This window comes from Azospirillum argentinense, from assembly GCF_000632475.1.
GTDB classification, from domain to species: domain Bacteria; phylum Pseudomonadota; class Alphaproteobacteria; order Azospirillales; family Azospirillaceae; genus Azospirillum; species Azospirillum baldaniorum.
The window spans coordinates 642,593-669,254 of the sequence record NZ_CP007796.1; the positions used below are offsets into that span (position 1 = coordinate 642,593).

Annotated in this window: 20 protein-coding genes; 15 read left to right on the plus strand and 5 right to left on the minus strand. The window is 70.5% G+C overall.

The features are described from left to right. Nucleotides 1-48: 48 nt before the first annotated feature. Nucleotides 49-582 (minus strand): type VI secretion system contractile sheath small subunit, encoded by a 534-nt coding sequence (gene tssB / locus ABAZ39_RS29070; protein WP_040137695.1) that lies wholly within the window; start codon nt 580-582, stop codon nt 49-51. Between the two features lie 319 nt (nt 583-901). On the opposite strand from tssB, the gene ABAZ39_RS29075 reads away from it, so the two are divergent. The 7 genes from ABAZ39_RS29075 (at nt 902) to ABAZ39_RS29105 (ending at nt 10,918) form a co-directional block, all read left to right on the plus strand. Next, a complete protein-coding gene (locus ABAZ39_RS29075; protein WP_063922747.1) occupies nt 902-1,534 on the plus strand; it encodes a DUF6931 family protein in 633 nt (210 codons plus the stop codon). After that, on the plus strand, nt 1,531-2,799 hold the full coding sequence (gene tagH / locus ABAZ39_RS29080; protein ID WP_040137696.1) for a type VI secretion system-associated FHA domain protein TagH: 1,269 nt from the start codon (nt 1,531-1,533) through the stop codon (nt 2,797-2,799). Before ABAZ39_RS29075 ends, tagH begins: the two co-directional genes overlap by 4 nt. Nucleotides 2,800-2,843: 44 nt before the next feature. After that, nucleotides 2,844-4,178, plus strand: a complete 1,335-nt coding sequence (gene tssK / locus ABAZ39_RS29085; RefSeq protein ID WP_040137697.1) for a type VI secretion system baseplate subunit TssK — start codon at nt 2,844-2,846, stop codon at nt 4,176-4,178. A 6-nt stretch (nt 4,179-4,184) separates the two neighbouring features. Further along, the gene (gene icmH, locus ABAZ39_RS29090) at nt 4,185-5,759 is read left to right on the plus strand and encodes a type IVB secretion system protein IcmH/DotU (RefSeq protein ID WP_040137698.1); all 1,575 of its coding nucleotides are present in this window, start codon (nt 4,185-4,187) and stop codon (nt 5,757-5,759) included. Nucleotides 5,760-5,829: 70 nt separating this feature from the next. Further along, on the plus strand, nt 5,830-9,393 hold the full coding sequence (gene tssM / locus ABAZ39_RS29095) for a type VI secretion system membrane subunit TssM (protein ID WP_040137699.1): 3,564 nt from the start codon (nt 5,830-5,832) through the stop codon (nt 9,391-9,393). Continuing rightward, nucleotides 9,375-10,619 carry a type VI secretion system-associated protein TagF gene (tagF, locus tag ABAZ39_RS35185; RefSeq protein ID WP_081863412.1) on the plus strand — a complete coding sequence of 415 codons (1,245 nt, stop codon included), beginning with the start codon at nt 9,375-9,377 and terminating at the stop codon, nt 10,617-10,619. Before tssM ends, tagF begins: the two co-directional genes overlap by 19 nt. After that, the gene (locus ABAZ39_RS29105; RefSeq protein WP_040137700.1) at nt 10,616-10,918 is read left to right on the plus strand and encodes a PAAR domain-containing protein; all 303 of its coding nucleotides are present in this window, start codon (nt 10,616-10,618) and stop codon (nt 10,916-10,918) included. The genes tagF and ABAZ39_RS29105 overlap by 4 nt, the downstream gene beginning before the upstream one ends. Before the next feature lie 113 nt (nt 10,919-11,031). Here ABAZ39_RS29105 and ABAZ39_RS29110 read toward each other — a convergent pair whose 3' ends face one another. After that, the gene (locus ABAZ39_RS29110; RefSeq protein ID WP_040137701.1) at nt 11,032-12,210 is read right to left on the minus strand and encodes an ROK family transcriptional regulator; all 1,179 of its coding nucleotides are present in this window, start codon (nt 12,208-12,210) and stop codon (nt 11,032-11,034) included. Nucleotides 12,211-12,399: 189 nt separating this feature from the next. Between ABAZ39_RS29110 and ABAZ39_RS29115 the strand changes: the two genes are divergently transcribed. The 7 genes from ABAZ39_RS29115 (at nt 12,400) to xylB (ending at nt 21,068) form a co-directional block, all read left to right on the plus strand. Beyond that, nucleotides 12,400-13,959: a sugar ABC transporter ATP-binding protein gene (locus ABAZ39_RS29115; RefSeq protein WP_051658696.1), complete on the plus strand. Its 1,560-nt coding sequence runs from the start codon at nt 12,400-12,402 to the stop codon at nt 13,957-13,959. Further along, nucleotides 13,937-14,941, plus strand: coding sequence for an ABC transporter permease (locus ABAZ39_RS29120; RefSeq protein WP_200885651.1), 1,005 nt, complete (start codon nt 13,937-13,939; stop codon nt 14,939-14,941). Before ABAZ39_RS29115 ends, ABAZ39_RS29120 begins: the two co-directional genes overlap by 23 nt. 27 nt (nt 14,942-14,968) lie before the next feature. Continuing rightward, complete coding sequence (locus ABAZ39_RS29125; RefSeq protein ID WP_040137702.1) at nt 14,969-15,922, plus strand: substrate-binding domain-containing protein; 954 nt, start codon at nt 14,969-14,971, stop codon at nt 15,920-15,922. A gap of 78 nt (nt 15,923-16,000) precedes the next feature. Then, nucleotides 16,001-17,056, plus strand: a complete 1,056-nt coding sequence (locus ABAZ39_RS29130) for a sugar phosphate isomerase/epimerase family protein (RefSeq protein ID WP_040137703.1) — start codon at nt 16,001-16,003, stop codon at nt 17,054-17,056. Nucleotides 17,057-17,069: 13 nt separating this feature from the next. Next, nucleotides 17,070-18,245, plus strand: coding sequence for a Gfo/Idh/MocA family protein (locus ABAZ39_RS29135; protein ID WP_040137704.1), 1,176 nt, complete (start codon nt 17,070-17,072; stop codon nt 18,243-18,245). Nucleotides 18,246-18,256: 11 nt separating this feature from the next. After that, entirely contained in the window at nt 18,257-19,564 is a 1,308-nt protein-coding gene (gene xylA, locus ABAZ39_RS29140) for a xylose isomerase (protein WP_040137705.1), read from the plus strand. Nucleotides 19,565-19,592: 28 nt separating this feature from the next. Then, nucleotides 19,593-21,068 (plus strand): xylulokinase, encoded by a 1,476-nt coding sequence (gene xylB / locus ABAZ39_RS29145; RefSeq protein ID WP_040137706.1) that lies wholly within the window; start codon nt 19,593-19,595, stop codon nt 21,066-21,068. Between the two features lie 6 nt (nt 21,069-21,074). Here the strand turns inward: xylB and ABAZ39_RS29150 are convergent, their stop codons facing one another. From ABAZ39_RS29150 to ABAZ39_RS29160, 3 genes are all read right to left on the minus strand, one after another. After that, a complete protein-coding gene (locus tag ABAZ39_RS29150; protein ID WP_081863413.1) occupies nt 21,075-21,752 on the minus strand; it encodes a GntR family transcriptional regulator in 678 nt (225 codons plus the stop codon). A 112-nt stretch (nt 21,753-21,864) separates the two neighbouring features. Then, entirely contained in the window at nt 21,865-22,593 is a 729-nt protein-coding gene (locus ABAZ39_RS29155) for an amino acid ABC transporter ATP-binding protein (RefSeq protein WP_040137707.1), read from the minus strand. A 62-nt stretch (nt 22,594-22,655) separates the two neighbouring features. Beyond that, complete coding sequence (locus tag ABAZ39_RS29160; protein WP_040137708.1) at nt 22,656-25,622, minus strand: FAD-dependent oxidoreductase; 2,967 nt, start codon at nt 25,620-25,622, stop codon at nt 22,656-22,658. A 139-nt stretch (nt 25,623-25,761) separates the two neighbouring features. On the opposite strand from ABAZ39_RS29160, the gene dapA reads away from it, so the two are divergent. Continuing rightward, nucleotides 25,762-26,655, plus strand: coding sequence for a 4-hydroxy-tetrahydrodipicolinate synthase (gene dapA, locus ABAZ39_RS29165; RefSeq protein ID WP_040137709.1), 894 nt, complete (start codon nt 25,762-25,764; stop codon nt 26,653-26,655). Nucleotides 26,656-26,662: the final 7 nt, after the last annotated feature.

A 26,662-nucleotide genomic window follows, 5' to 3' on the forward strand; every position in this document is an offset into this window, starting at 1 on the left:
TGGGAACGGGAGCGCCGCCGGGCTCCGCGCCGGCTTGGGTCAGGTTGCTCATCCCCGCTCTCCTTCTCCGCCTGTCTGTTGGTCACCGCCGGGAATGCCCAGCTCCCCGGACAGACGGCGCAACTCGGCGTTGTCCTGCAGGATGTGGTCGAGCAGTTCCTCCAGGTTCTCCGAACGGTCGGCCTTGGACAGCAGGTCGCGCAGCCGGTTGCGCGTCTCCAGAAGCGCCCTCAGCGCCTGCACCTGTTCGACGATGCGGGCCGGCTCGAAATCCTCTATCGAGCGGAAGTTCAGCTCGACCGCCATCTCGCTTCCGTCATCCCGCAAGGTGTTGGGCACACGCATCTTCACGCCGGGCGTCATCGCCGCCATGACCTTGTCGAAGCTGTCGCGGTCGATCTCGGAAAAGCGCCGTTCGCTGAGCGGCTTGGGCGGTTGCGCCGGATTTCCGGAGAAATCGCCCAGGACGCCGACGACGAAGGGCAGTTCGCGTTCGACCTCCGCCCCTTCCGTCTCGACCTGATAGCTGATGTGGACGCGCGGCTTGCGGACGCGCGATAGCTTGTCGTGAACGCTGTCCATGAGTCCTCCCAGGAGAGTTCATTCAAATGGACGGCCGGATCGGGTTCGATCCGCAGCACCGCCGCGTCCGCGCCATTATTGAGAAATTTCGCCTATTTGTTTACCGATCGGCCATACGTCTACAAACCTTAAAAAGGACCGCCAATTGTGTCTTCGATAATCGACTCGTCAAAGTGCGTCTAAGGGGTAATCAACACTAACGAGTTATTGGCACATTCGCGGCTTAACACCGTCTGACAATAGAAACGCCGGTTTCGTTCGGGAATACTGCTACTCGACGATCATCACGGCAGAAGATCGAGCAGGAGCAGGCATGGGGATGACCGCCGCACCCCTGAGGAAGATTCGTCAGCGGCAGGCCCGTGACGTGGCGGATCTCTGCACGCTCGATGACGCGGCCCGGCTTCTGCTTGCCCCGGACCAATCGCCGACCGATTATCTTGCGGCGCTGATCGGCGCCGGCCGGCGCGCCGACGCGGTGCGGGTTCTGGCCCACGCCCTGCCGCCGCGGGAGGCGGTCTGGTGGGCCTGCGTCTGCATAAGGGCCACCCTGCCCCCCGACGCGCCGGAGCCGGTCCTGTCAGCCCTGGAGGCCGCCCGCGCGTGGGTGTTCCAGCCCAGCGACGCCAACCGCCGCGCTGCCTACGCCAGCGCCCAGGCGACCGACTTTCAGCACGCGGCCAGTTGGGCCGCCGTCGGCGCCTTCTGGTCCGGCGGCAGCATGGCGCCCGCCGGCGCGCCCGATGTCCCGGCCCCGGACGGGCTGGCGGGCAAGGCCGTCGCCGCGGCGGTGATCCTGGCGGCGGTGACCCGGCAGCCCGAACAGGGGAACCAACGGCTGGCGGCCTTTCTGGACAGCGGCCTGGACATCGCCGCGGGGGGCAACGGCCGCCTGACCGAAACCTTGAGCGGGTCCGGAGCGGGTGGCGCCGGGGAAGGAGACACCCGATGACCTTGTCCCGCGTCACGCTCCAGGTCGTCAGCCATCAGTCGGCCGACATGGATTGTCCGTCGGCGCAGCCGGATGGCCTGCCGTTCACCATCGGCCGCAAACCCGGCAACTCGTGGGTGCTTCCCGATCCGGACCGCCATGTTTCGAAATGCCACTGCATCATCGAACGCGACGGACCCGACTGGATCCTGACCGACACCAGCACCAACGGGGTGTACATCAACAACGGCTCGAAACCTCTGGGCAACCGCAACAGCGCGGTGCTTCAGGACGGCGACCTGCTGCGCGTCGGCACTTACGACGTCGCGGTCAGCATTGCCATGATCCCCGCAGCAGCCCCGGCGGCAATCCCGGCACAAGTACCGGCCTTGCCCCCGGCACCGGATCCCTTCGAGGACCCGCGGCCCTTCGGCCGGACGGCCCCGTCGGCGAAGCCGAGCGGCTGGCCCCAACCCGACCATGCCCCGCCGGAGACCAGTTGCTTCCGCATGCCGGACCCCACCGCCGATGCGGCGCTATCGGCATCGTCCTTCATTCCGCCCGACTGGGACGAAGACGAAGACGCCGCCGCTCCACACCCACCCGCAACGTCCGTTGCGGAACCGCCCCGGCCGGCCCCGCCGGTCCCGGGCACCGTTCCGCCGGCCGCGGCGGGCGGAACGCCGGATGCGAAGGACGATCCGCTGTGGGAGGCTTTTCTGGACGGGCTGGGCATAGACCTCGGTCCCCTGAGCCCAGCGGAACGCGCCGCCACGATCCGCACCGTCGCCACGGTCTACCGGACGGGGGTGCTGGGCCTCACCCAGCTTCTGCGCAGCCGGGCCACGGTGAAGGCCACCTTCAACGTCGATCACACGATGATCCAGGCGGTGGACAACAACCCCCTGAAGTTCGTCCCCGATCCGGACGAGGCCCTGGCCCGCATGGTGCGCCCCACCGGCCGCGGGTACATGCCGCCGGACGACGCCATGCGGCAGGCGCTGGACGACCTGCGCTCGCACGAGATGGCCATGATGGCCGCCGTGCAGAAGGCGGTCACGGCGCTCGTCAAGGAGTTCGATCCCGAAGCCGTGGCGCAGGCGGCGGAGTCCGGCGGCGGAATCACCCACCTGCTGCCCGGCGCGCGCAAGGCCCAGTGCTGGGACCATTACGAACGTCACTACAAGCGCGTCCTTGCCGGGCTCGAGGAGGATCTTCTCGGTTCCTTCGGGCGGGCGTTCGGACGCGCCTACGTGACGCACACCAAAACGTCCGAACGACGCTGAGGCCGACGGACGCGCGGGGACGAAAGACGGAAAGGTCGCCGCCCATGGTCTGGGACAACAAGATCGTCTGGTCGGAGGGCATGTTCCTGCGCGCCCAGCACTTCCAGCAGTTCGACCGCTACGTCGAAGCGCTGGTGGACGCGCGGACGAATGCGTTATGCGCGTATGGCTGGGGCGTCACGGAGTTGGAGATCGACCGCGATCTCCTGGGCACCGGAAAGCTGGCGCTGCGCCGCGCCCGGGGGGTTCTGCCCGACGGGACGCCCTTCCAGCTGCCCGAACAGGCGCCCTTGCCGACGCCGATCAAGCCGGCGGAGTCCGTTCGCAACGCCGTCGTGTACATCGCCCTGCCCCTGCGCTCCCCCGGGCGCGCCGACGTCGCCCTGCCGCCGCACGAAGAGGCGATCACCCGCTACGCGGCCACACCGTTCGAGGCGAAGGACGCCGTCGCCGCGTCCAACGCGATCGCCCAGCTCCAGGTCGGCCAATTGCGCCTGCGCCTGATGTTGGCGAACGAGGAGCGCTCCGGCTACGCCTGCATCGGCGTCGCGCGCATCGTGGAGGTGCCGGCCGGTCGCGGCATCGTGCTCGACCGGCATTACATTCCGCCAAGCCTGGTCTGCGCCGCGGCCCCGCAACTGACCGGCTTCCTGGCCGAGATGCACGGGCTGATCGGCCAGCGCGCGGAGGTGCTGGCCAACCGGCTGGGGCAGGCCGGCGCGGGGGGCGCGGCGGAGGTCGCCGACTTCCTGATGCTGCAGCTGTGCAACCGCTACGGCCCGTTGCTTGCCCACCACGACGCGCAAGCGCGCCTGCACCCGGAGGGCCTGTACAGCCTCTTCGTGCAGATGGCCGGGGAGCTGGCCACCTTCAACGACCGGGGCCGCCGTCCGCCGAAGTTCGAGCCATACCGCCACGACGACCTTCAGATGAGCTTCCAGCCGGTGGTCGCGGAACTGCGCCGGCTGCTGAGCGCCGTGCTGGAACAGACCGCCATCCCCATTCCGCTGCAGGATCGCCGCTACGGCATCCGCGTGGCCGCCATTCCAGACCGCAGCCTGATCGACGCGGCGAGCTTCGTCCTGGCCGTGCGGGCCGACATGCCGACCGAGCAGTTGCGCCGCAACTTTCCCCTTCAGGTGAAGATCGGCCCGGTGGAGCTGATCCGCGATCTGGTGATGAGCGCACTGCCCGGCATCGGCACGGACCCCTTGCCCGTGGCGCCACGGCAAATCCCCTTCAACGCCGGATCGGTCTACTTCGCGCTCGACCGCGGCGGGGCGATGTGGAGGCAGCTCGGCACGTCCGGAGGACTGGCCATCCACCTCTCCGGCGAGTTCCCGCAGATCGTCATGGAGCTGTGGGCCATCAGAGGATAATGCGCGATGAACGAAGACGATCCCTTCGGCATCGAGGACGCCGACAAGACGATCTTCAATCCCGTCAACCTCAACACCGGCCTCAACACCGGCGGGGCATCGCCGCGCCGTGCCGGGTCCCCCACGGCCGCTCCTCCACCGCCGTCGGACCCCACCCTGTCCCCGCCGACCGGCCCACAACCGGGCGCGGCCCCGCCCGGCGCGTCCGGCGGCCCATCCGGCGGCTCCCAGGGCGGCTTCCGGGGGCGGCTGCACGCCGCTGCCGAACAGGGGCGCGCTCCGGTCGCTTCGCCGGGCGGCGAGGCCATCGCGCTGCCCCACACCGGCGTCAACCCGTTGGCCGCCGCCGCGGCTCCGCTCCTCGGCCTTGTCTCCCGCCTGCGCACGGCCAGCATGTCCGTGCCGATCGAGCAGGTGCGCGCCCAGACCGTCGCCGCGCTCCGGGACTTCGAAGGCCGTGCGACGGCTCAGGGAACCCCGCGGGAGACGGTGCGGACGGCGCATTACGCGCTCTGCGCGACCATCGACGACATCGTGCTGAACACTCCCTGGGGCAACCGCAGCCCCTGGGCCGCCGCCAGCATGGTCAGCAGCTTCCACAACGAGGTGACCGGCGGCGAACGCTTCTACCGGCTGCTGGAACCCCTGATGCGCCAACCGGCGGCCAACCGCGACCTTCTGGAACTGCTGTACCTGTGCCTGTCCCTCGGGTTCGAGGGGCAATACCGCCTGTCGCCGCGCGGCCAGTCGGAGCTGGCGCGCACCCGCGACACCGTCTACCGGTCCATCGCGGAACTGCGCGGGACCGGCGAGCGCGATCTGTCCAGCCGTTGGCGCGGGGTCGCAATGCCCCACCGCACGACCTCCACGGGCGTGCCCCTGTGGGTGATCGGGGTGGGTGCCGCCGCCCTGCTGCTGGCCGCGCATGTCGGCTTTTCCTTCGCGCTCAACGACCGCACCGACCGGACCTTGGCTGAGCTGGTGCGGCTGCCGCCGCGCTCGCCCCCGCAACTCAGCCGCCCGACGGCGGCCTCCCAGGCCAGCGTCCCCGCGCCACCGGCCGAGCGCCCCGCCGATCCCGCTCCGCGGCCATCGCAGAGGATCGCCGCTCCCGCGCCGCCTCCCCCCTTCGCCCAGATCCGCGGCTTCCTGGAACCCGAGGTCCGGCAAGGGCTGGTAAGCCTGCACGACGCGTCGGACGGGCTGGTGATCCGCATGCGCGCGGGCAGCATGTTCCGCTCCGGCAGCGCCTCGGTCGAAAAGCAGACCTATGCGCTGCTGGACCGCATCGGACAGGCGCTGGAGGGGGAACCGGGCTTGGTCCAGGTGGTCGGCCACACCGACAACGTTCCGATCCGCACGGTCCGTTTTCCGTCCAACTGGCACCTGTCCAAGGCGCGGGCCGAAGCGGTGCGCGACCATCTGGCAAGGCTGATGTCAGCCCCCGCCCGCCTGTCCGCGGACGGCAAGGCCGATCTGGAGCCCGTCGCGTCCAACAACGACGCCGAAGGCCGCGAAGAGAACCGCCGCACGGACATCCTCATTCGGGCTGAAAGCCCGCCTGCCGTGGCAAACCGATGAACCGCGGACCGCTGAACCACGCCCCCACCCATTCCCCAACGGCGGGGTGCGGCATTGCAAAGGGTCACGGATGATGGGCCGCCTTGCCTCCGCGTTGCGCTCCCGATGGTTCTTCTCCCTGCTCGGGGTGGCCCTGCTGGGCGCGCTCCTGTGGTTTGCCGGACCGCTGATCGGCGTTGGCGACGCGCGCCCGTTCGAGGACGACGCGGTGCGGCTGGCGGTCATCCTGGTCGCGCTGCTCGCCTGGGCGGCGGCGCTCGCCCTCGCCGTCCTGCGCAAGCGGCGGCGCGCGGCGGCGATGGTCCAGGGCATCGCCGCGCTCTCCCCGGACGAGCCGGCCGTCGCCACCGCGGACGAGATCGCCACGCTTCAGGAGCGGCTGAACGACGCTCTCGACCGGCTGCGCCGCAACGGCAAGGGCGCCGGCGCGATCTACGACCTTCCCTGGTACGTGCTGATCGGTCCGCCGGGGTCGGGGAAAACGACAGCCCTGCTGAACGCCGGCCTGCGCTTTCCGCTCGCCGCCGACAACGGGTCGGCGTCGGTTCGCGGAGTCGGGGGCACCCGCAACTGCGACTGGTGGTTCGCGGACGAGGCCGTCCTGCTGGACACCGCCGGCCGCTACACCACCCAGGACAGCCACGCGGCGGTCGACGCGGGCGCATGGCTCGGATTTCTCGACCTGCTGAAACGCACCCGCCCCCGCCAGCCCGTCAACGGCGCCCTGGTCGCCATCAGCCTGGCGGAACTCGGCGCCGCGAGCCCCGCGGTCCGCAACGCCCACGCCGCCGCCGTCCGCCAGCGCCTGAACCAGCTGTATGAGCGGCTTGGCGTGCGGCTCCCCGTCTATGTGCTGTTCACCAAGCTCGACCTCGTCGTCGGATTCACCGAGTTCTTCGCCGATCTCGGCAAGGACGAGCGGGAGCAGGTGTGGGGCGTCACCCTGCCCTTGGAGGAGGCGAGCCCGCTGGACCGGCTGCCCGCCGACCTCGACGCCCTGACGGAGCGCCTGCAGACGCGCGTGCTGGAGCGCCTGAACGCCGAATCGCTCGCCGAGCGCCGCAACTTGGTTTTCGGTTTCCCGGCGCAGTTCGCATCGCTGAAGGAACCGGTCGCGGACTTCCTGACCGCCGTCTTCCAGCCGTCCCGGTACGAGCCCAGGCTGATGCTGCGCGGCGTCTATTTCACCAGCGCGACGCAGACCGGCGCGCCCATCGACCGCCTCATGGCGGCCATGGCCGGCACGTTCGGACTGACCGCCCCGGCCCCGGCCGGCGCCGGTCCGAGCGGGCGGAGTTTCTTCCTGACGCGCTTGCTGCGCGAGGTCGTGTTCGGCGAAGCCGGCCTCGTCGGGCGCGATCCGCGGGTGGAGAAGCGGAACCGCCGGGTCCGTCGCGGCGCTTGGGCGGCGGCGGCCCTGGTGACGCTGGCCGGCATCGGCGCATCGGCTCTCAGCTACCAGCGGAACACGTCCCTGGCCGAGCGTGTGGAAGCGGAACTCGACAAGACCAGGGCGCTTCTCGGCAACTCGGACGGCAATCCACCGATGCTGGGCGAGCAGGACCTCATCCTCGACATACTCGACCGGTTGCGCGGACTCACCGTCGGGACGGAGGGGATGGCGGGGCCGACCCCCGTGTCCATGCGCTTCGGCCTGCACCAGGGCGACAAGCTGTCCCCCGCCGCGGACGAGGCGTATCACCGTGCGCTCGACCATCTCTTCTACCCGCACCTGCTTCTGTTGATGGAGTACCGTTTGCGCGGCGCCATGGACCGCCCGGACCTGCTCTATGAGGGATTGAAGGCGTATCTGATGCTCGGCGGGGTCGGGCGGAAGGACGGGCCGACGCTGGATGCGGCGCTGGTCAAGGAGTGGATGGCGCTCGACTGGGCCGCCACCTACCGGGGCACCGACAGCGAATCCGTGCGGTCACGGCTGGCGGCCCACCTCGACACTCTTCTGGCGAAGCCGCCGATGGCTCTTCCTCTGGACGAGCCGCTGGTGGCCCAGGTCCGCGCCACGCTGCTGCGCGAGTCTCCATCCGCGCGGGCCTACCGCATCGTCCGCCGTGCCGCCGAGGAGAAGGCGCCTCCGGAATGGCGCGTCATCGACCATGCGGGCCCGGCCGGCGCACAGGTCTTCATCCGCCAGTCCAACCAGCCGTTGACCGCGGGAATGCCCGGCCTGTTCACCCACAAGGGCTTCCACGAGGCGTTCCTGCCCAATCTCGGGGGCGTTGCGGAGCGCATCGCCGGGGACGCCTGGGTGCTGGGACCGCAGACGCTGGGACCTCAGACCGCGGCCGCCGGCCGTGACGGCGTCGCGCGGATTCAGGGCGAGGTGCTGACCCTCTATTACAACGAGTTCGCCCGGAACTGGGACGGGTTGCTGGCCGACCTGTCGCTGGCGCGGTTCCGCAGCGTGGACGAGGCCGCGACCGTTCTGAACGCCGCGGCCGGTCCGATGTCTCCCGTCCGCACGCTGGTCCAGGCCGTGGCGCGCGAGACGGATCTGGCCACGGCGCCTCCGGCGGCCAACCCCGTCGATGCCGCCCAGCAGGCCGCGGGCCAGACGCAGGCCGGGCAACGGCTCGCCGGGCTGGCGGAACAGTTCGGGTTGAAAACGGGCGGCAAGCCCGGCCAACCGGTCAGCGACCGCTTCCAGACCTTGCGCGATCTCGCCTTCGGACGCAGCGGCGGACCGGCGGGCCTGGACCAGGTGCTGGCCTCCCTCGACGGCCTCTACCAGCAGGTGAGCCGCGTGGCCGGCCTGCCGGGCCAGGGAGAGGGCGACAAGGCCGCCGCCGTGCGCCTGGGCCAGCAGCTCGCCGCCACCGCCGCGACCCTGCCGGAGCCGCTGCGAAGCTGGATCGGCGGCATGGGGCAGCAGACGTCGGTCGCGGCGCTGGGCAGTTTGCGCACGCAGATCAACACGGTCTGGCAAGCCTCCGTGGTTCCTTTCTGCGAGCGCGCGGTCAAGGGACGCTATCCGCTGCAACCAAGCAGCCGGAACGAGGCGGCGGTGGACGACTTCGCCCGTCTGTTCGCGCCGAGCGGCCTGATCGACAGCTTCTTCAACGCGAACCTGAAGCCGTACGTGGACACCACGCGCCAGCCCTGGCGTTGGCAGCGCATCGGCGGCATGGACCTGGACCTGTCCGAACCGGTGCTGGAGCAGTTCCGCCGCGCCGCCACCATCCGCGAAGCCTTCTTCGCCACGGGCAGCCCCCGCCCGGACGTCAAGTTCACGCTCACGCCACGCACCATCGACCCGCGGATCGAGACGGTGGAGATCGATCTGGAAGGGCAGCTCGTCACGTTCCAGGCCGGCGTCAACCGGGGCGTTACGGTGCAATGGCCGATGCCGATCAGCACCAACGTTTCCGCCGTGACCTTCGTTGCCGGCGGCACCACCGACACCCCGAACAAGGTTCAGGCCCGCAGCGCCAGCGGCCCCTGGTCGGTCTTCCGCCTGTTCCGTGAAGCGCGGTTCGAGCCGCGCGGACCCGACCGCGCCATCGTCACCTTCGCCGGCGGCGGCATGTCGGCTTCGTTCGAGCTGCGCGCGAGCAGCATCGTCAATCCCTTCTCACTGCCCGACATGGAGCAGTTCCAATGCCCTCCGAACCTTTGAGCGGCTTTTTCGGAAAACTGCCGACGCGTGGAGATTTCGTGGCGCGGTCCCTGCCGCCGGGCTTTCGGGAGGTGTGGGACGGTTGGCTGTCACGGGTCGTCGCGGACAGCCGGTGCTGGCTGGACGGGGGTCCGGAGGAGCGCTGGGGGCGCGTCTTCGCGGCCGCTCCCGTCTGGCGTTTCGCCCTGGGTCCGGACGTGGCCGGCCCCCAAGCCCTGTGCGGTCTCCTCGTTCCGAGCATCGACAACGCTGGGCGCGCGTTCCCTCTGACCCTGGTGGCCGTATCGAGCGATGGCGCTGGCAGCGGCTGGTTCGACCAAGCCGAGGCCATGCTGCTCGATGTCCTGGACCGGGGCGGAGAACCGGAGGAGCTGGCCGCCGCCCTGACGAACCTTCCATCGGCGCCACACATGGCCGAAGCGGGCCGGTCCTGGTGGTGGATTGCGGATCATCCGCCCACGGTCCACACCGGGCTCCCGGACTCACAGGCCTTTGTCGCCATGCTCACCGGAGGGGCCGTTCTGTTTCCCATCCGCTCCGCCGCCGCGACCGATCCCGGAACCGTCCGAACGCGGAACGAGGATGCCATGCTCGACCGCCCGGACCTTGGTCTCTGGGCCGTCGCCGATGGGCTGGGGGGGCTGGACGCCGGAGATCGGGCGAGCCGGCTGGTGATCGGCCAGCTGGGCGCCCTCGCCCCCGCCACATCGGCGCAAACCCTCCTCCACGACGTCGGCCGCATCCTGCGTTCGGCCAATGCGGAGTTGCACGAGGCGCCCACGGCGATGGCCTGCACCCTGGTGGCCCTGCTGGTGTTCGGGCGGCATTTCGCCGCCGTCTGGGCCGGCGACAGCCGGCTTTATCGGCTGAGGGCCGGAGTGCTGGAGCAGCTCACGACCGACCACAGCGTCGTCCAAGCCATGGTCGAAGCCGGCGACCTCGCCTCGTGCGATGCCGCGCACCACCCTCGCGGGAACGAAGTCACCCGCGCCGTCGGCGCGGCGGACACCCTGTTCCTGGACGTCATCCAGGGCGAATTGGCCCCTGGCGACCTGTTCCTTCTGTGCAGCGACGGATTGACCAAGGTTCTGCCCGACGCGGACATCGGCCGGATCGCCGCAAGCCAGCCCGTGGACCGTCTTCCTGCGCACTTGGTCGGCATCGTGCGGGAGATTGGTGCCCCCGACAACATCACCGTCGTCGCGGTGGAGGTTGCCTCACCATGACCAAGCCCGCCGCGCGCTGCACCGACATGCACCTGTGCCCCATGGCAACCCCGGCGGTGGTGCCGGTTCCGCATGTGGGCGGACCGATCGTCGGCCCCGGCGCGGTCAACGTCCTGATCGGCGGCCTGCCCGCCGCGCGTGTGGGCGATCTCGCGGTCTGCGTCGGCCCACCGGACACCATCGCCGGGGGCAGCGCCACGGTCCTGGTCGGCGGCAGTCCGCAAGCACGGATGACCGACCCGACGCTGCACGGCGGTACGATCATGGTCGGGCTTCCAACCGTGCTGATCGGAGGCTGAAGCAGCCGCTTGCAGCAGGGCCGAGGGCAACGTCAACCGCCCCCGGACCAGCGGTCCATGGGCGCAGCCGCAACGGGGTGTGCATCGCTGCTTGGTGCCGACACACGAGACACTTACAGGATCGGACTCGGCACCGACAGGAAGCCATCCATTGCCAGCGCGATGCCCCCCATGGGAACGGCGTCCGGGCCGAGTGGGGATACCACAAGCCGCAGGTCGCGGCGCAACGGTTCCAGCGCGTGCTCGTCGAGGGCGGCGTTCAGCGCCGGAAGAATGAACTCCGCGACGATCGACAGGTTGCCACCCAGCACCACCAGGCCCGGATTCGCCAGATTGACCAGATGCGACAGCGCGAAACCGAGGTGTGAACCCGCCTCTTCCAGCAATGTCCGCACGACCGGATCGCCGTTGCGCGCCGCGGCGGCGGCGGCCCAGAGGTCGGGCAGAGCGCGCCCCCGCTCGCCGGCCTGGGCGAGGATCGAAGTTTCGGAGACGTAGGTTTCCAGGCACCCCCGCTTGCCACACCCGCAGGGGCGCCCGCCCGGCACGACGGTCAGATGCCCGATCTCCCCGGCGAAGCCCTGCGCGCCGCGGTACAGCCGTCCGCCGAGGAACAGCCCGCCGCCGACGCCCGAATGGCCGGTCAGATAGACGAAGTCCTCCACCCCCCGGCAGGCGCCGAACAGCCGCTCGGCCATGGCGGCGGCCTTGGTGTCGTTGTCGACATGGACCGGCGCGCCCAGCGCCTCCTCCAGCAGCGGGCGGATCGGCGTGTCGCGCCAGCCCAGGTTGGGCGCGAGCACGAGCCGGCCCTCGCGGTCCATCAGCGCCGGAATGCCGACGCCGATGCCGCGCAAGGGCGGCGCTGCCGCTCCGCCCTCCGGCCGGCTCGCCGCGACGACCGCGTCGATCCCCTCGTGCAGGTGGCGCAGCGCCGCGGCGAGGTCGGTGCTGCCGGCGATCTGCGACTGCTCCACCACCGTGCCGGCCAGCGTGGTGGAGACGATGCGGATCGTTCCCGGCTCCAGCCGGGCGCCCACCAGCAGCCCGGCCGACGGGGCGATGCCGAGCGCGGTTTCCGGCCGCCCGATGCGGCGGGCGCGCGGCGCCTCGCTCCGCTCGACCAGCCCGTCCTCGATCATCTGCGCCACGATGGCCGAGGTCGTCGCCTTGTCCAGGCCGGTCAGCCGGCTGAGGTCGCGCTGCGCGCAGCTCGGGTTCTCCCGCAGCGCGTGGAAGACGCGGACCATGTTGAGGCGGCGGATCGCGGCCGAGTTGACCCTTGGCAGCATGCGGATTCCTGTCTCGCGCGTCCGGCGGCAATCGTTGGGCGCCGGGCGGGGCATACACCGAAAAGGTGGGGAATGTCGCCCCGACATGGCTTGACGCGGGCTGATTCGAATCATACGCTTCCATTTGTTAGACCGTCTATCTAATTCGCGGCCACATGAGAAGCCGCAATCCAGGGAGGGGGCGACCCCATGGCCGAGCCGCTTTTGGCAGCGTTCGGCGTCACGAAGAGCTTTGGGCCCGTCGAGGTCCTCCATGGGGTGGATTTCACCGTCCAGCGCGGTGAGGTGCACGCCCTGGTCGGCGAGAACGGGGCCGGCAAATCGACGCTGATGAAGATTCTGTCCGGCTTTCACCAGCCGACCTCGGGCGCCGTGCGCGTGGATGGGCGCCCGATGAGCTTTTCCGGCATCGGCGCCGCCGAGGCGGCGGGCGTCGTGCTGATCCACCAGGAATTCAACCTCGCCGAACACCTGACGGTCGAGGAGAACATCTTTCTCGGGCGCGAGCTGCGGCGCGGCCCCTTCCTCGACAAGCGCGCCATGCGCGAGCGGTCACGCGCCGTCCTGGCGGAGCTGGAATGCCCGGTGGACCCCCGCGCGCGGGTGCGCGACCTCGCCGTGTCGGAGCGGCAGATGGTCGAGATCGCCAAGGCGATGTCGCGCGAGGTCCGCGTCCTCATCATGGACGAGCCCACGGCGGTGCTGACCGGCACCGAGTCCGCCGTGCTGTTCGGCCTGATCCGCCGGCTGCGCGCCCAGGGGGTGGGGATCGTCTACACCTCCCACAAGCTGGACGAGGTGCGGGCCATCACCGACCGGGTGACCGTTCTGCGCGACGGCCATCACATCGCCACCCGCCCGACCGCCGAACTGACGGAGGACGGCATCGCCCAGCTGATGGTCGGGCGGGCGATCAGCGACCTGTTTCCCGCCAAGACGCCGCCGGCACCGGACGCGCCCGTGGTGCTGGAGGCGCGGGGGATCGACGTTCCCGGCTGGGTGCGGGGCGCCGGCTTCGACCTGCGCCGCGGCGAGATTTTGGGCTTCGCCGGGCTGATCGGCGCCGGACGGACGGAGCTGGCGGAAGGGCTGCTCGGCCTGCGCCGCCGCACCGCCGGCACGCTGTCCCGCAACGGGGAGCCGCTGCGCGTCCGCCGCCTGGAGGACGCGGTGGCAGCCGGCATCGCCTACCTGACCGAGGACCGCAAGGGCAAGGGCCTGCTGCTCGCCAAAGGTTTGCAGCCGAACCTGACGCTGCTGGCGCTGGACCGCTACGGCCGGGTCTTCGTCGACGAGCGGCGGGAGGCCGCGGCGCTGGAGCGCGCGGTGGCGGAGTTCGACATCCGCGTCCGGACGCTGGACGTGCCGGTCGGCAGCCTGAGCGGCGGCAACCAGCAGAAGCTGCTGCTCGCCAAGACCATGCAGGTCGATCCGGAGATCCTGATCGTCGACGAGCCGACGCGCGGCATCGACATCGGGACCAAGCAGCAGATCTACCGGTTCCTGCACGAGTTCGCCCATCGGGGCGGGTCGGTGATTTTGATCTCCTCGGAAATGCCCGAGATCATCGGGCTGTCGCACCGGGTGGTGGTCATGCGCTCCGGCGTGGTGACCGGCATCCTGGAGGGGGCCGACGTCGAGGAGGGCGAGATCGTCCGCTACGCCACCGGCCTGAAAGGCCGCCCGGTCGATGACCTGAAAGGCTTCACACCAAAAGGAGACGCGCATGACGCCGTCGGTCATGCCTGAGGCCGCGCGGAAGCCCTCCTCCGGCTTCGATCTGAAACTCTACGGGCCGTTCCTGGCGCTGGCGGCGCTGATCGTGCTGGGCACCATCGTCAACCCGGTGTTCCTCAGCCCCGGCAACATCGGCAACGTGCTGACCCGCACCGCCTTCATCGGCATCATCGCGGTGGGGGCCACCTTCGTCATCACCGCCGGCGGGATCGACCTGTCGGTCGGCTCGCTGGCCGCCTTCGCGTCGGGCGTGACGATCGTGGTGATGAACGCGCTGGTCGGCTCCATGGGCGCCGGGCTGCCGGTCATCCTGATCGGCGTCCTGGTGGCGCTGGGGCTCGGGCTGGCGGCGGGGCTGGTCAACGGGCTGCTGGTGACCAAAGGGAGGATGGAGGCGTTCATCGTCACGCTGGGGACCATGGGCATCTTCCGATCCCTGGTCACCTACATCGCCGATGGCGGCACGCTGTCGTTGAATTCGGAGATCCGCACGATCTACCGGCCCGTCTATTACGGCGGCGTCTTCGGCATCTCCTACCCGATCCTGGCCTTCGCGGTGGTGGCGCTGATCGGCGCGCTGATCATGTACCGCACGCGGTTCGGCCGCTACTGCGCCGCCATCGGGTCCAGCGAGGACGTGGCGCGCTACTCGGCGATCAACGTGGACCGGGTCAAGCTGCTGGCCTTCGTGCTCCAGGGCGTGTGCGTCGCCATCGCGGTGGTGATCTACGTGCCGCGGCTGGGCTCGGCCTCGGCCACCACGGGCCTGCTGTGGGAGCTGGAGGCCATCGCCGCCGTCATCATCGGCGGCACCATGCTGAAGGGCGGTTACGGCCGCATCTGGGGAACGGTGGTGGGCGCCGTCATGCTCACGCTGATCGACAACATCCTCAACCTGACCGGCGCCATCAGCGTCTACCTGAACGGCACCATCCAGGGGGTGATCATCATCGTCGCAGTGCTCCTGCAACGGGGGACCGTGGCGCGTCGCTGAAAAAACACGAAGAGGGAGGAATTGACCATGACGTTCCGTTTCGGTCTGGCCGCGGCGCTGGCCGCGGGCCTGATGGTGGCGCCGGTCGCCAGCTGGGCGCAGCAGAAGATCAAGATGGGCGTGTCCATCCCCGCCGCGACGCACGGCTGGGCCGGCGGCCTCAACTGGCACGCCCAGCAGGCCGAGAAGCGGCTTGAGAAGCAGTACCCGAACCTCGACGTGGTGATCGTCACCGCCCGCGACGTCGGCCGTCAGGCCAACGACCTGGAGGATCTGGTCTCGGTGCAGCGGATCGACGCGCTGGTCATCCTGCCCTTCGAATCCGCGCCGATGACCGACCCCGTGCGCGCCGTCAAGCAGGCCGGCAAGTTCGTCACGGTGGTGGACCGCGGCCTGACCGACCCGTCGATCCAGGATCTCTACGTCGCCGGCAACAACCCGCAGATGGGCGAGGTCTCCGCCCGGTTCATGAAGGAGAAGATGGGCGGCAAGGGCGACATCGTGGTGCTGCGCGGCATCCCGACCGTGATCGACAACCAGCGCGTCGATGCCTTCATGAAGGAGATCGAGGGCACCCAGATCAAGGTGCTGGGGATGCAGTACGCCAACTGGAACCGCGATGACGGCTTCAAGGTGATGCAGGACTTCCTGTCCCGCTTCCCGAAGATCGACGCGGTGTGGGCGCAGGACGACGACATCGCGCTCGGCGTCATCGAGGCCGTCAAGCAGGCCGGCCGCGAGAAGGAGATGTTCATCCTGGGCGGCGCCGGCATGAAGGACATGATCAAGCGCGTCATGGACAAGGACGTGCTGGTCCCCGCCGACGTCCTCTACCCGCCCGCGATGATCGCCGAAGCCATGGAGATCACCGCCAAGCATCTGGTGGAGAAGGCGCCGATCCAGAAGGAATACATCATCGAGGCGACGCTGGTGACCCCGGAGAACGCCGCGAAATACTACTACCCGGACTCGCCGTTCTAAGAACCTCTGCCCCCTCCCTGGCCCTCCCCCGCCTTTGGCGGTGGAGGGGGCACCAACACACTCATGGAGAAACCCGCCATGAAGACGATCAAGGGGCCGGCGATCTTCCTCGCGCAGTTCGCGGGGGACGCGGCGCCGTTCAACAGCCTACCGGCCATCGGCGCCTGGGCCGCCGGGCTGGGCTTCAAGGGCGTGCAGATTCCGTCCTGGGACGGCCGCCTGTTCGACCTCGCCCGGGCCGCCGAGAGCAAGGGCTATTGCGACGAGGTGAAGGGCGTGCTGGCCGAGGCCGGCGTGCAGATCACCGAGCTGTCCACCCATCTCCAGGGGCAGCTCGTCGCCGTGCACCCGGCCTATGACGAGGCGTTCGACGGCTTCGCCGCACCGGAGGTGCGCGGCAACCCGAAGGCCCGCCAGGAATGGGCGGTCAACCAACTGCTGATGGCGGCCAAGGCCTCGGCCAACCTGGGGCTGACGGCGCACGTCACCTTCTCCGGCGCGCTAGCCTGGCCCTACGTCTACCCCTGGCCGCAACGGCCGGCGGGGCTGATCGAAACGGCCTTCGACGAGCTGGCGCGGCGCTGGCGGCCGATCCTCGACGCCTTCGACGCGGGTGGGGTGGACCTTTGCTACGAGATCCATCCCGGCGAGGACCTGTTCGACGGAGCCACCTTCGAGATGTTCCTGGAGCGCGTCGGCAATCACCCGCGCTGCAACATCCTCTACGACCCCAGCCACTTCGTGCTGCAGCAGCTCGACTATCTCGGCTACATCGACGTCTATCACGAGCGGATCAAGATGTTCCACGTCAAGGACGCGGAGTTCAACCCGTCGCCGCGCCAGGGCGTCTATTCCGGCTACCAGCCCTGGATCGGCCGGGCCGGGCGCTTCCGCTCGCTCGGCGACGGGCAGGTCGATTTCGGCGGCATCTTCTCCAAGCTGACCCAGTACGGCTTCGACGGCTGGGCGGTGCTGGAATGGGAATGCGCCATGAAGCACCCCGAGCAGGGAGCCGCCGAGGGCGCGCACTTCATCGACGCGCACATCATCCGGGTGACCGAGAAGGCCTTCGACGACTTCGCCGGGGCCGGAACCGACGATTCGGCCAACCGGCGCATGCTCGGCATCGGCTGAGCGGGAGGGAACCATGACCATCGAAGGGAAGACGGCCACCGGGCCGAACCGCCGGCTGCGCCTGGGCATGGTCGGCGGCGGGCGGGGCGCCTTCATCGGGGCGGTGCACCGCATCGCCGCGCGCATCGACGACCGTTACGAGCTGCGGGCGGGGGCGCTCTCCTCCGATCCGGAGCGCTGCCAAGCCAGCGGCGCCGACCTGTTCCTGCCGCCGGAGCGCTGCTACGCCAGCTTCGCGGAGATGGCGCGGGCCGAGGCGGCGCGCGACGACGGCATCGACGTGGTCAGCATCGTCACGCCCAACCACCTGCACCACGACGCCGCGAAGGCGTTCCTGGAGGCGGGCATCCACGTCATCTGCGACAAGCCGCTGACCACCACGGTGGAGGACGCGGAGGATCTGGCGGCGGCGGTGGAGCGCAGCGGCCTCGTCTTCGCGCTGACCCACAACTACACCGGCTACCCGATGGTGCGGCAGGCCCGCGCCATGGTGGCGGCCGGCGATCTCGGCGTCCTCCGCGTCGTGCAGGTCGAATACCCGCAGGACTGGCTGAGCACCCGGCTGGAAGAGAGCGGGCAGAAGCAGGCGGAATGGCGGACCGACCCGGCGCGCAGCGGCATCGCCGGCTGCGTCGGCGACATCGGCACCCACGCCTTCCAGCTGGCGGAGTTCGTCACCGGCCTGCGCTGCACGCGGCTCGCCGCCGACCTGACGGCCTTCGTGGAGGGCCGCCGGCTCGACGACAACGCGCACATGATGCTGCGCTTCGGCAACGGCGCGCGGGGCATGCTGTGGGCCAGCCAAGTGGCGCCCGGCCATGAGAATGGGCTGCGCCTGCGCGTCTACGGCGACAAGGGCGGGCTGGAGTGGTTCCAGGAGCAGCCGAACCACCTGCGCTTCAGCCCGCTCGGCGAGCCGCCGCGCACCATCACCCGCGGCGGCCCCGGATCGGACGGAGCGGCGGCGCACGCCACGCGCATCCCGTCGGGCCATCCCGAAGGCTATCTGGAGGGCTTCGCCCAGATCTACCGCGATGCCGCCGACCTGATCGTCGCCCGCATGGGCGGTGCCGCCGCCGGTGAGCAGGCGGCGCTCGTCCCCACCGTCCGGGACGGCGTGCGCGGCGTGCGCTTCATCCACGCCGCCGTGGAATCGAGCCACCGGGACGCCGCCTGGGTCGAGATTTGAAAGGACTTGCCATGACCGAAGCCTATTTCACCGGCGTCGAGCGCATCCGCTACGAGGGGCCGGACAGCGACACCCCGCTCGCCTACCGCTGGTACGACCCCGACCGCATGGTCCTGGGCAAGCGCATGGCCGATCACCTGCGCGTCGCCGTCTGCTATTGGCACAGCTTCTGCTGGCCCGGCTCCGATCCCTTCGGTGGCGGCACGCTGGACCGGCCCTGGATGGGCAGCGGCGATCCGGTGGCGCTGGCCGAGGCGAAGATGGACGTGGCGTTCGAGCTGTTCGAAAAGCTCGGCGCGCCCTTCTTCACCTTCCACGACCGCGACGTGGCGCCCGAGTTGGGCTCGCTGCGGGAAACCCAGGCCACCTTCGCCCGCCTGACCGAGCGGTTGCAGGGCTGCATCGAGCGCAGCGGCGTCAAGCTGCTGTGGGGCACCGCCAACCTGTTCTCCCACCCCCGCTACATGGCCGGCGCGGCCACCAACCCCGACCCGGAAGTCTTTGCCTGCGCCGCGGCCCAGGTGCGCGACGCGCTGGAGGCGACGCACCGGCTGGGCGGCGTCAATTACGTGCTGTGGGGTGGGCGCGAGGGCTACGACACGCTGCTCAACACCGACATGGCGCGCGAGCTGGACCAGCTCGGCCGCTTCCTGACGATGGTGGTCGAGCACAAGCACAAGATCGGCTTCACCGGCACCATCCTGATCGAGCCCAAGCCCATGGAGCCGACCAAGCACCAGTACGACCACGATGTGGCGACGGTCTACGGCTTCCTGAAGCGCTACGGGCTGGAGACGGAGGTCGCCGTCAACATCGAGGTGAACCACGCCACCCTGGCCGGCCACAGCTTCGAGCATGAGGTGGCGACGGCGCTGGCGCTGGGCGTCTTCGGCTCCATCGACATGAACCGGGGCGACCCGCAGAACGGTTGGGACACCGACCAGTTCCCCAACGACCATGTGGAGCTGGCGCTGCCCATGGCGCGCATCCTGGAAGCCGGCGGCTTCACCAATGGCGGCTTCAACTTCGACGCCAAGATCCGGCGCCAGAGCGTCGAGCCGGACGACCTGCTGCACGCCCATGTCGGCGGCATCGACACGCTGGCCCGCGCGCTGCTCGCCGGGGCGCGCCTCGTCGAGGACGGCCGGCTGCGCAGCCTGCGCGCGGAGCGCTACGCCGGTTGGAAGAGCGATCTCGGGCAAAAGCTCCTCGGCGGGCTGGATCTGGCCGGCGCGGCGGACGCCGGCCTCGGTCTCGATCCCCGGCCACGGTCAGGCCGGCAGGAGATGCTGGAGAATCTGGTGAACCGCCTCGTCTGAGGCTGCCGGCTGATTGGGGGGAGGGTCCATGTATCTCGGCATCGACCTGGGGACGTCCGGCGTCAAGGCGGTGCTGGTCGACGCGGCGCAACGCCTCGTCGGCCAGTCCACCGCGCCGTTGGAGGTCAGCCGCCCGCACCCGCTGTGGTCGGAGCAGGACCCGGAGGACTGGTGGGCCGCCACCGGGCGCGCCGTCGCCGGCCTGCGCGCCGCTTATCCCGCCGCGATGGCGGCGGTGCGGGGGATCGGGCTGTCGGGGCAGATGCACGGGGCGACCCTGCTCGACAACGGCGACCGCGTGCTGCGCCCGGCCATCCTGTGGAACGACGGGCGCAGCGGCGCCGAATGCGCGGAGCTGGAGCGCCGCGCCCCCAACCTGCGCGCCATCGCCGGCAACCGCGCCATGCCCGGCTTCACCGCGCCCAAGCTGCTGTGGGTCGCGGCGCACGAGCCGGAGCGGTTCAAGGAGGTCGCCAAGGTGCTGCTGCCCAAGGACTGGCTGCGCCTGCGCATAACCGGCGACCACGCGTCGGACCTCTCGGATTCCGCCGGCACGCTGTGGCTCGACGTCGGCCGGCGCGCGTGGTCGGACGAGCTGCTGGCCGCCACGGGGCTCGGCGAGGCGCACATGCCGAAACTGTACGAAGGATGCCAGCCGACCGGCGCGCTGCGGGCGGAGGTTGCCGCCGACTGGGGCGTTCCGGCGGGAACCGTGGTGGCGGCCGGGGCCGGGGACAACGCGGCCGGAGCCGTGGGGGTAGGGGTGGTGGCGCCGGGCAGCGCCTTCCTGTCGCTGGGCACCTCGGGCGTGCTGTTCGTCAGCGGCGACCGCTTCGCCCCCAACCCCGAGCGCGGGGTGCACGCCTTCTGCCACGCCCTGCCCGGCCGCTGGCACCAGATGTCGGTGATGCTGAGCGCGGCGAGCTGCCTGTCCTTCGCCGCCCGTCTGACCGGCGCTGCGGACGAGGCGGCGCTGCTGCGCGAGGCCGAAGCGTATGGCGGCGACTCCAACGCCCCGGTCTTCCTGCCCTACCTGTCGGGGGAGCGCACGCCGCACAACGACCCCCACGCCAAGGGCGTCGTCTTCGGCCTGACCCACGACACCGACCGCGGGGCGCTCGCCCGCGCGGTGCTGGAGGGCGTGGCCTTCGCCTTCGCCGACGGGCTGGACGCCCTGGAAGAGGCCGGCGGGCGCGTCGAGCGGTTCCTGGTGATCGGCGGCGGCGCGCGCAGCGCCCTGTGGGGCCGCATCCTGGCCAGCGCGCTCGCCCGGCCGCTCGACTACCCGGCGGGGGGCGAGGTCGGACCGGCCTTCGGGGCGGCCCGTCTGGCGCGCCTCGCCGTGACGGGCGAGGACCCGGAAACCGTGTGCCGACCCCTGGAGATCCGCCACACCGTGGAGCCGGACCCGGCCCTGGCCGCTGCCTTGGCACCGCGCCGCCGCCTGTTCCGCCGCCTCTACGGCGACCTCAGCGCGGCCTTCCGCGAGGCCGACGGGGCCTGACGCTTCTCAGCTCTTGGCGATCTCGCCGAGCACGTCCTTGGCGAGGCTGCGGATGTGCCCCTCCATGGCGGCGCGCGCCTGCGCCGGGTCGCCGGTCTCCAGGGCAGAGATGACGTCGAGATGCTCGTCGCAGTCGGGACGGATGCGCGACGGCAGGCCGGACAGCTCGAACAGGCGGGTGGTCACCCGCAGGTCGCGGATGATCTGCGCCAGCACGGCGTTGCCGGACGCCTCGGCGATCAAGGTGTGCAGTTCCTCATCGGCCGCCCAATGGTCCTCGAAGCGGATCTTGGGCTCGTCGCGCAGCCGCAGCATCTCGGCCTTCACCGCCTGCAGGCGGACCGGGTCGATCCGCGACGCGGCGGCGGCGATCGCCTCCCCCTCCAGGATCTCGCGCAGGCGCATGCTCTGGAAATATTCGCGGTTGGAGACCTCGCGCACCCGGTAGGGGCGGTTGAACTCCTTGCGGATCAGCCCCTCGCTGGCCAGCCGGACCAGCGCCTCGCGGATCGGCGTGCGCGAGATGCTGAGCGCGGTGGCCAGCCGGTCCTCGACGATCACCTCGCCGCTGGGGATGCGGCGGTCGAGGATCATCTCCAGGATGGTCCGGTAGGCCATGCTCGCCAGATTCACGCCGGCGGTTGCCGGGCTCGCGGTTTTCGGGCCGTCCATGTCCGTGCTCATACCAAGTCCTGCCACCTGACGATGATTTCTCTCTAACAAAGCAGACGAATCGTTGTCCTGCAAAGCTTCTCGACGATCCGTCCGGATGGCGGGATGCGGCGCTGTGCCCTTCTCAATGCTGGAGGATCTTGGCGAGGAACTGGGTGGCGCGCTCCGAGCGCTGGGTTTCGAAGAACTCGGCCTTGGTGCAATCCTCGATGATGCTGCCATGGTCCATGAAGATCACCCGGTGGGCGACCTTGCGGGCGAAGCCCATCTCGTGGGTGACGCAGATCATCGTCATGCCCTCGTTGGCCAGTTCGACCATGACGTCGAGCACCTCGTTGATCATCTCCGGGTCGAGCGCCGAGGTCGGCTCGTCGAACAGGATGGCGATCGGGTCCATCGCCAGCGCGCGAGCGATGGCGACGCGCTGCTGCTGACCGCCGGAGAGCTGGCCGGGATATTTGTGCGCCTGATTGCCCAGCCCGACCCGCGTCAGCAGCGCCTCGCCCTTGGCCTCGGCCTCCGCCGTCGCGCGGCCCAACACCTTGCGCTGCGACAGGGTCAGGTTCTGCATGATGGTCAGGTGGGGGAACAGCTCGAAATTCTGGAACACCATGCCGACGCGGGCGCGCAGCGCCGTCATGTTGGTGCTCCGCCCGCCGACGTCGATGCCGTCCACCTGGATGCGGCCGGACTGGAAGGGCTCCAGCCCGTTGACGCACTTGATCAGCGTCGACTTTCCCGAGCCGGAGGGGCCGCAGACCACCACGACCTCCCCCTTCCGCACGGTGGTCGTGCAGTTCTTCAGGACCTGGAAGGTGCCGTAGTGCTTGCTGACGTTCTCGATGGCGATCATGCGGCTTCTCTTGCGGATGGGCGGCGCCGCTGCGGCGCCGGGCGTTGGATGGGAAGGGGCGCTCAGCGGAACCGGTCGAGCAGGAAGGGCGTCGGGTCGATGTCGGTGCGGCCGTCCAGCAGCAGGTCGGCGGTCATGCGGGCGACGACCGGGGCCAGCGTGTAGCCGTTCGACGTCACCGTGTTGAAGAAGCCGGGCAGGCCGGACACCGGGCCGATGATCGGCGCGCCGTCGATGTTGATGTTCATCGCCGCCCAGGCGCGCACCACATGCAGCCCGGCGATCTGCGGCAGCACATGGCGGGCGACCCACAGGTTGCCCTCAATGCTGGAGCGCGACACCGTGTTGAAGCGGCGCGCCGGGTCGAAGACGGCGGTCCAGGCGCCGCCGATGATCAGCCCGCCGGTGACCGCCTGCTTCAGGCTGAGATGGCGGTCGGCGTGGGCGACGAGCTGGCTGACCAGCTTGGGCGCCGGCTCGGTGACGATCATCTGCAAGGGCGCGCTGTGCACCGGCACGTCGATGCCGACCAGCCGCCCGGTCTCGCGCGCCCAGGGGCCGCTGGCGTTGATGATCTGCTTGGCGCGGATGCGGCAGCGCGGGGTTTCCACCCGCCAGCCGCCGCCCTCGACCGCGGGTGCCGCGGCGATGCCGGTGACGTTGACCCCGCGCAGGAAGCGGGCGCCCTGGCGGCGCGCCTGCTCCAGCACGGCGTAGGTCGCGCGCAGCGGGTTGATCTTGCCCTCCTGAGGGGCGTATTCGGCGCCGACCAGCTCGTGCGACAAGGCGGGGGCGAGGCGGCGCAGTTCGGCCGCGTCGATGATGGCGTTCTCGACGCCGTACCGCCGCTCCAGCGCCGCCTTGGCGCGCAGGAACTCCATGCCGGCCGGGCTGTCGGCGACCATCAGGCCGCCGGTGACAGCCAGCTCGAAGTCGGCGCCACAGGCGCGCTCCAGGTCGCGCCACAGCGCGATGGAGCGCGGGCCGAGCGCCAGCGTCGCCGCCGCCGGGCCGCCGCCCGCCTCGGCCTTGGCGCCGAAGTCGAAGGACAGCAGCTGGACATGCAGGCTGCCGGCGTTGGCCCCCGACGCCTGCAGGTTGGTGTCGCCGCGCTCGACCACCAGCACGTCGCGGCCGGCCTGGGTCAGGTAATAGGCGAGGCAGGCGCCGACCACGCCGCCGCCGACAATCAGGATCTCGGCCTCCTGGTCGGGCAGCGGGCCGTCCTCCAGCGGGCGGGCGAGGTTGGGGGTGATGGCGCGCTGGTGGCCGCCCCATTCCGGCTTCTCGAAGGCGAAGGCGCCGGCCGGGGTCGGCTTGGCCGGCAGGCGCGGCGCCAGATACTGGTCGGCGGCGCGCGGCCGGCCGGTGGCCTGCTCCAGCAGCAGGGCGGCGGTGGCGGAGCAATAGCGGCCCTGGCACCGGCCCATGCCGAGCCGGGTGTTGCGCTTCAGCGCGGCGAGGCTGTCATGGCCGGCGGCGATCTCGGCGCGGACCTGACCGAAGGTGACCTCCTCGCAGCGGCACAGCATCGCCTCGTCCGGCACGGCGTCGAGGCGCGGCGGCGGCGCCTGATAGATCGACCACAGCGCGGCCTGGAAGCCTTCGGCCCGCCGCAGGTCGGTCCGCGCCCGCCGGGCCTGCTCCGGGTCGGTGTCGGCGAAGCCGAGCTGGGTGGCGGCGGCGATCCCGGCGAGGGTTCCGCGCGCCTGCGCCACCTTCGACCCGCCGAGATCGACGCCGTCGCCGACCGCGAAGACGCCGGGCAGGCTGGTGGCACCGTCCTCCGCCGTCTCGGTGGCGAGGTAGCCGAGATGGCGGTCGACCAGCCGATGGGCGCAGCCGAGCGCGCGGGCGATCTCGGTGGAGGGGATGAAGCCATAGCCCAGGCACAGCGCGTCGGCGGCAACGGTGACGGACTCGCCCAGCCGCGGCGCGCCGTCGGCGCCGAGCGGGGCGTAGCGCACACGCTCCAGACGCTCCGTACCCTCCGCTGCGCCCTCAGCGGCAACGATCCCGTGCGACCACAGCACCGGCACCCCGGCGCGCCGCAGCCGCAGCAGATAGCGGGCGCCGTCGCCGATCAGGCTGGGGGCCGACCGCACGGCCGTCCACAGGGCGCGCCACTGGGCGGGCGACGGGCGCGGCGCGCTTTCCAGCACGGCGGCCACCGTGACGCCGCCCTCCACCAACTCGCAGGCCAGTTGCAGGTTGAGCGGGCCGTTGCCGGCGATCACCACCCGCCGGCCGGGCGCCACCCGGTAGGCGCGCGCCAGGGTCTGCCCGGCCCCGGTGGTCATCACGCCGGGCAGCGTCCAACCGGCGAAGGGCGCCGGCCGCTCGTAGGCGCCGCTGGCGATCACCAGCCGGCGCGGCCGGTAGACGGTCTCGCGCCCGGCGACGACGGCAACGACCTCGTCGGGGGCGTGGGCGCCCCACACCGTCGCCTCCTGGACGATCGTCGCGCCGGCCAGCCGCGCCGCATCGACCAGGGCGCGGCCGGCGCGGAACTGGCGGTCGGTCGGTCGGTCGGCGTGGTGCGAGGGGGCCAGCGGCTTGAAATACTGGCCGCCGCTCTGCGGCCGCTCGTCGAGCACGACCACCTCGGCGCCGCGCCGCGCCGCCGCTTCCGCCGCCGCCAGACCGGCCGGGCCGGCGCCGAGCACCAACAGGTCGGGCGTCCGCTCCTCCGGTGCCGCACCCTGCGGCGGCGGCACCAGCGGGGCCAGCGGATCGGCGGTGGTGCCGGCCGGCGGCTGCGAACGGACGACCTGCCCCTCGGCCACCTTGGTCAGGCAGGCGCGCTGGCTGGCCTTGCCGTCCACCGTCACCAGACACTCAAAACAGGCGCCCATCCCGCAATAGAGGCCGCGCCGCCCGCCGCCGCGGGTGTGGCGGTAGGCGGCGACGCCGTGCGCCGCCAGGGCGGCCGCCACGGTCTCCCCGGCCAGCGCGGGAATCCGCTCGCCATCGTAGGTGATCTCGATGAGGGCGCCGTCGCGGCGGACGCTTGGATGTTCGAGGCGCATGGGCGGGCGGCTGTGTCCGGATTGCGGTGGAAAGCGGCATTTCGAGGGTGCGTCAAAATGCGCTGGATTCCTGTATACAGATAGTATACGAGTAGTATTTAGGCAAGGTCAAAAATTAGGCAGGAGCTTGGGGGAACCCATGACGGCATTGCGCGGCACCTACACGGTTCTCATCACCCCCTTCACCGCCGACGGTGGTGCGGTGGACGTTCCGGCCCTCAAGAAGCTGGTGAACTGGCAGATCGAGCAGGGCATCCACGGGCTGATCCCGCTCGGCAGCACCGGCGAGTTCCTGTCGATGACCCCGGAGGAGCGGGCCCAGGTCATCGAGATCTGCGTGCAGGAGTCGGCGGGCCGCGTGCCGGTGCTGATCGGCACCGGCGCCGAATGGACCCGCGACGCCGTCGCCCACGCCAAGGAAGCGGAGCGGATGGGCGCCGACGGGATCATGGTGATCCCGCCCTATTACAGCTCCCCCACCCCCGACGAGCTGTTCGAGCATTACCGCCGCATCGGCGAGGCGATCTCGCTGCCGGTGATGATCTACAACAACCCGGCGACCGCCAACGTCGACCTCACCCCGCCGATCGTCGCGCGGCTGAGCGAGATCGACAACGTGCTCTACATCAAGGAATCGACGCTGGAGGTGACGCGGGTCCGCGACATCATCGAGCTGTGCGGCGACCGCATGACGGTGTTCGCCGGCATCCTCGGCTACGAATCCTTCTGGCTCGGCGCCCAGGGCTGGGTCGCCGTCTGCTCCAACCTGATCCCGCGCGATTCGGCCCGGCTGTTCGAGCTGGTGGCCGACCACAACGACAAGGACCAGGCGCTGGCGCTCTACAAGAAGATGCTGCCGATCGTCCGCTGGGTCGGCGGCCACCGCTACGTCGCCGCGTCGAAGACCGGGCTGGGCATGATGGGCCTGGCCGTGGGCGACCCGCGCGCGCCGCGCCTGCCGCTGCCGGCGGGCGATGCCGAGGCCCTGCGCGCCGATCTGGCGGCTTACGGGCTGATCAACTCCCTCGCCTGATCACTTC

Coding starts and splice junctions, on each gene's coding strand:
- tssB (WP_040137695.1), bottom strand. CDS start 582: ATGGACAGCGTTCACGACAAGCTATCGCGCGTCCGCAAGCCGCGCGTC.
- ABAZ39_RS29075 (WP_063922747.1), top strand. CDS start 902: ATGACCGCCGCACCCCTGAGGAAGATTCGTCAGCGGCAGGCCCGTGAC.
- tagH (WP_040137696.1), top strand. CDS start 1,531: ATGACCTTGTCCCGCGTCACGCTCCAGGTCGTCAGCCATCAGTCGGCC.
- tssK (WP_040137697.1), top strand. CDS start 2,844: ATGGTCTGGGACAACAAGATCGTCTGGTCGGAGGGCATGTTCCTGCGC.
- icmH (WP_040137698.1), top strand. CDS start 4,185: ATGAACGAAGACGATCCCTTCGGCATCGAGGACGCCGACAAGACGATC.
- tssM (WP_040137699.1), top strand. CDS start 5,830: ATGATGGGCCGCCTTGCCTCCGCGTTGCGCTCCCGATGGTTCTTCTCC.
- tagF (WP_081863412.1), top strand. CDS start 9,375: ATGCCCTCCGAACCTTTGAGCGGCTTTTTCGGAAAACTGCCGACGCGT.
- ABAZ39_RS29105 (WP_040137700.1), top strand. CDS start 10,616: ATGACCAAGCCCGCCGCGCGCTGCACCGACATGCACCTGTGCCCCATG.
- ABAZ39_RS29110 (WP_040137701.1), bottom strand. CDS start 12,210: ATGCTGCCAAGGGTCAACTCGGCCGCGATCCGCCGCCTCAACATGGTC.
- ABAZ39_RS29115 (WP_051658696.1), top strand. CDS start 12,400: ATGGCCGAGCCGCTTTTGGCAGCGTTCGGCGTCACGAAGAGCTTTGGG.
- ABAZ39_RS29120 (WP_200885651.1), top strand. CDS start 13,937: ATGACGCCGTCGGTCATGCCTGAGGCCGCGCGGAAGCCCTCCTCCGGC.
- ABAZ39_RS29125 (WP_040137702.1), top strand. CDS start 14,969: ATGACGTTCCGTTTCGGTCTGGCCGCGGCGCTGGCCGCGGGCCTGATG.
- ABAZ39_RS29130 (WP_040137703.1), top strand. CDS start 16,001: ATGAAGACGATCAAGGGGCCGGCGATCTTCCTCGCGCAGTTCGCGGGG.
- ABAZ39_RS29135 (WP_040137704.1), top strand. CDS start 17,070: ATGACCATCGAAGGGAAGACGGCCACCGGGCCGAACCGCCGGCTGCGC.
- xylA (WP_040137705.1), top strand. CDS start 18,257: ATGACCGAAGCCTATTTCACCGGCGTCGAGCGCATCCGCTACGAGGGG.
- xylB (WP_040137706.1), top strand. CDS start 19,593: ATGTATCTCGGCATCGACCTGGGGACGTCCGGCGTCAAGGCGGTGCTG.
- ABAZ39_RS29150 (WP_081863413.1), bottom strand. CDS start 21,752: ATGAGCACGGACATGGACGGCCCGAAAACCGCGAGCCCGGCAACCGCC.
- ABAZ39_RS29155 (WP_040137707.1), bottom strand. CDS start 22,593: ATGATCGCCATCGAGAACGTCAGCAAGCACTACGGCACCTTCCAGGTC.
- ABAZ39_RS29160 (WP_040137708.1), bottom strand. CDS start 25,622: ATGCGCCTCGAACATCCAAGCGTCCGCCGCGACGGCGCCCTCATCGAG.
- dapA (WP_040137709.1), top strand. CDS start 25,762: ATGACGGCATTGCGCGGCACCTACACGGTTCTCATCACCCCCTTCACC.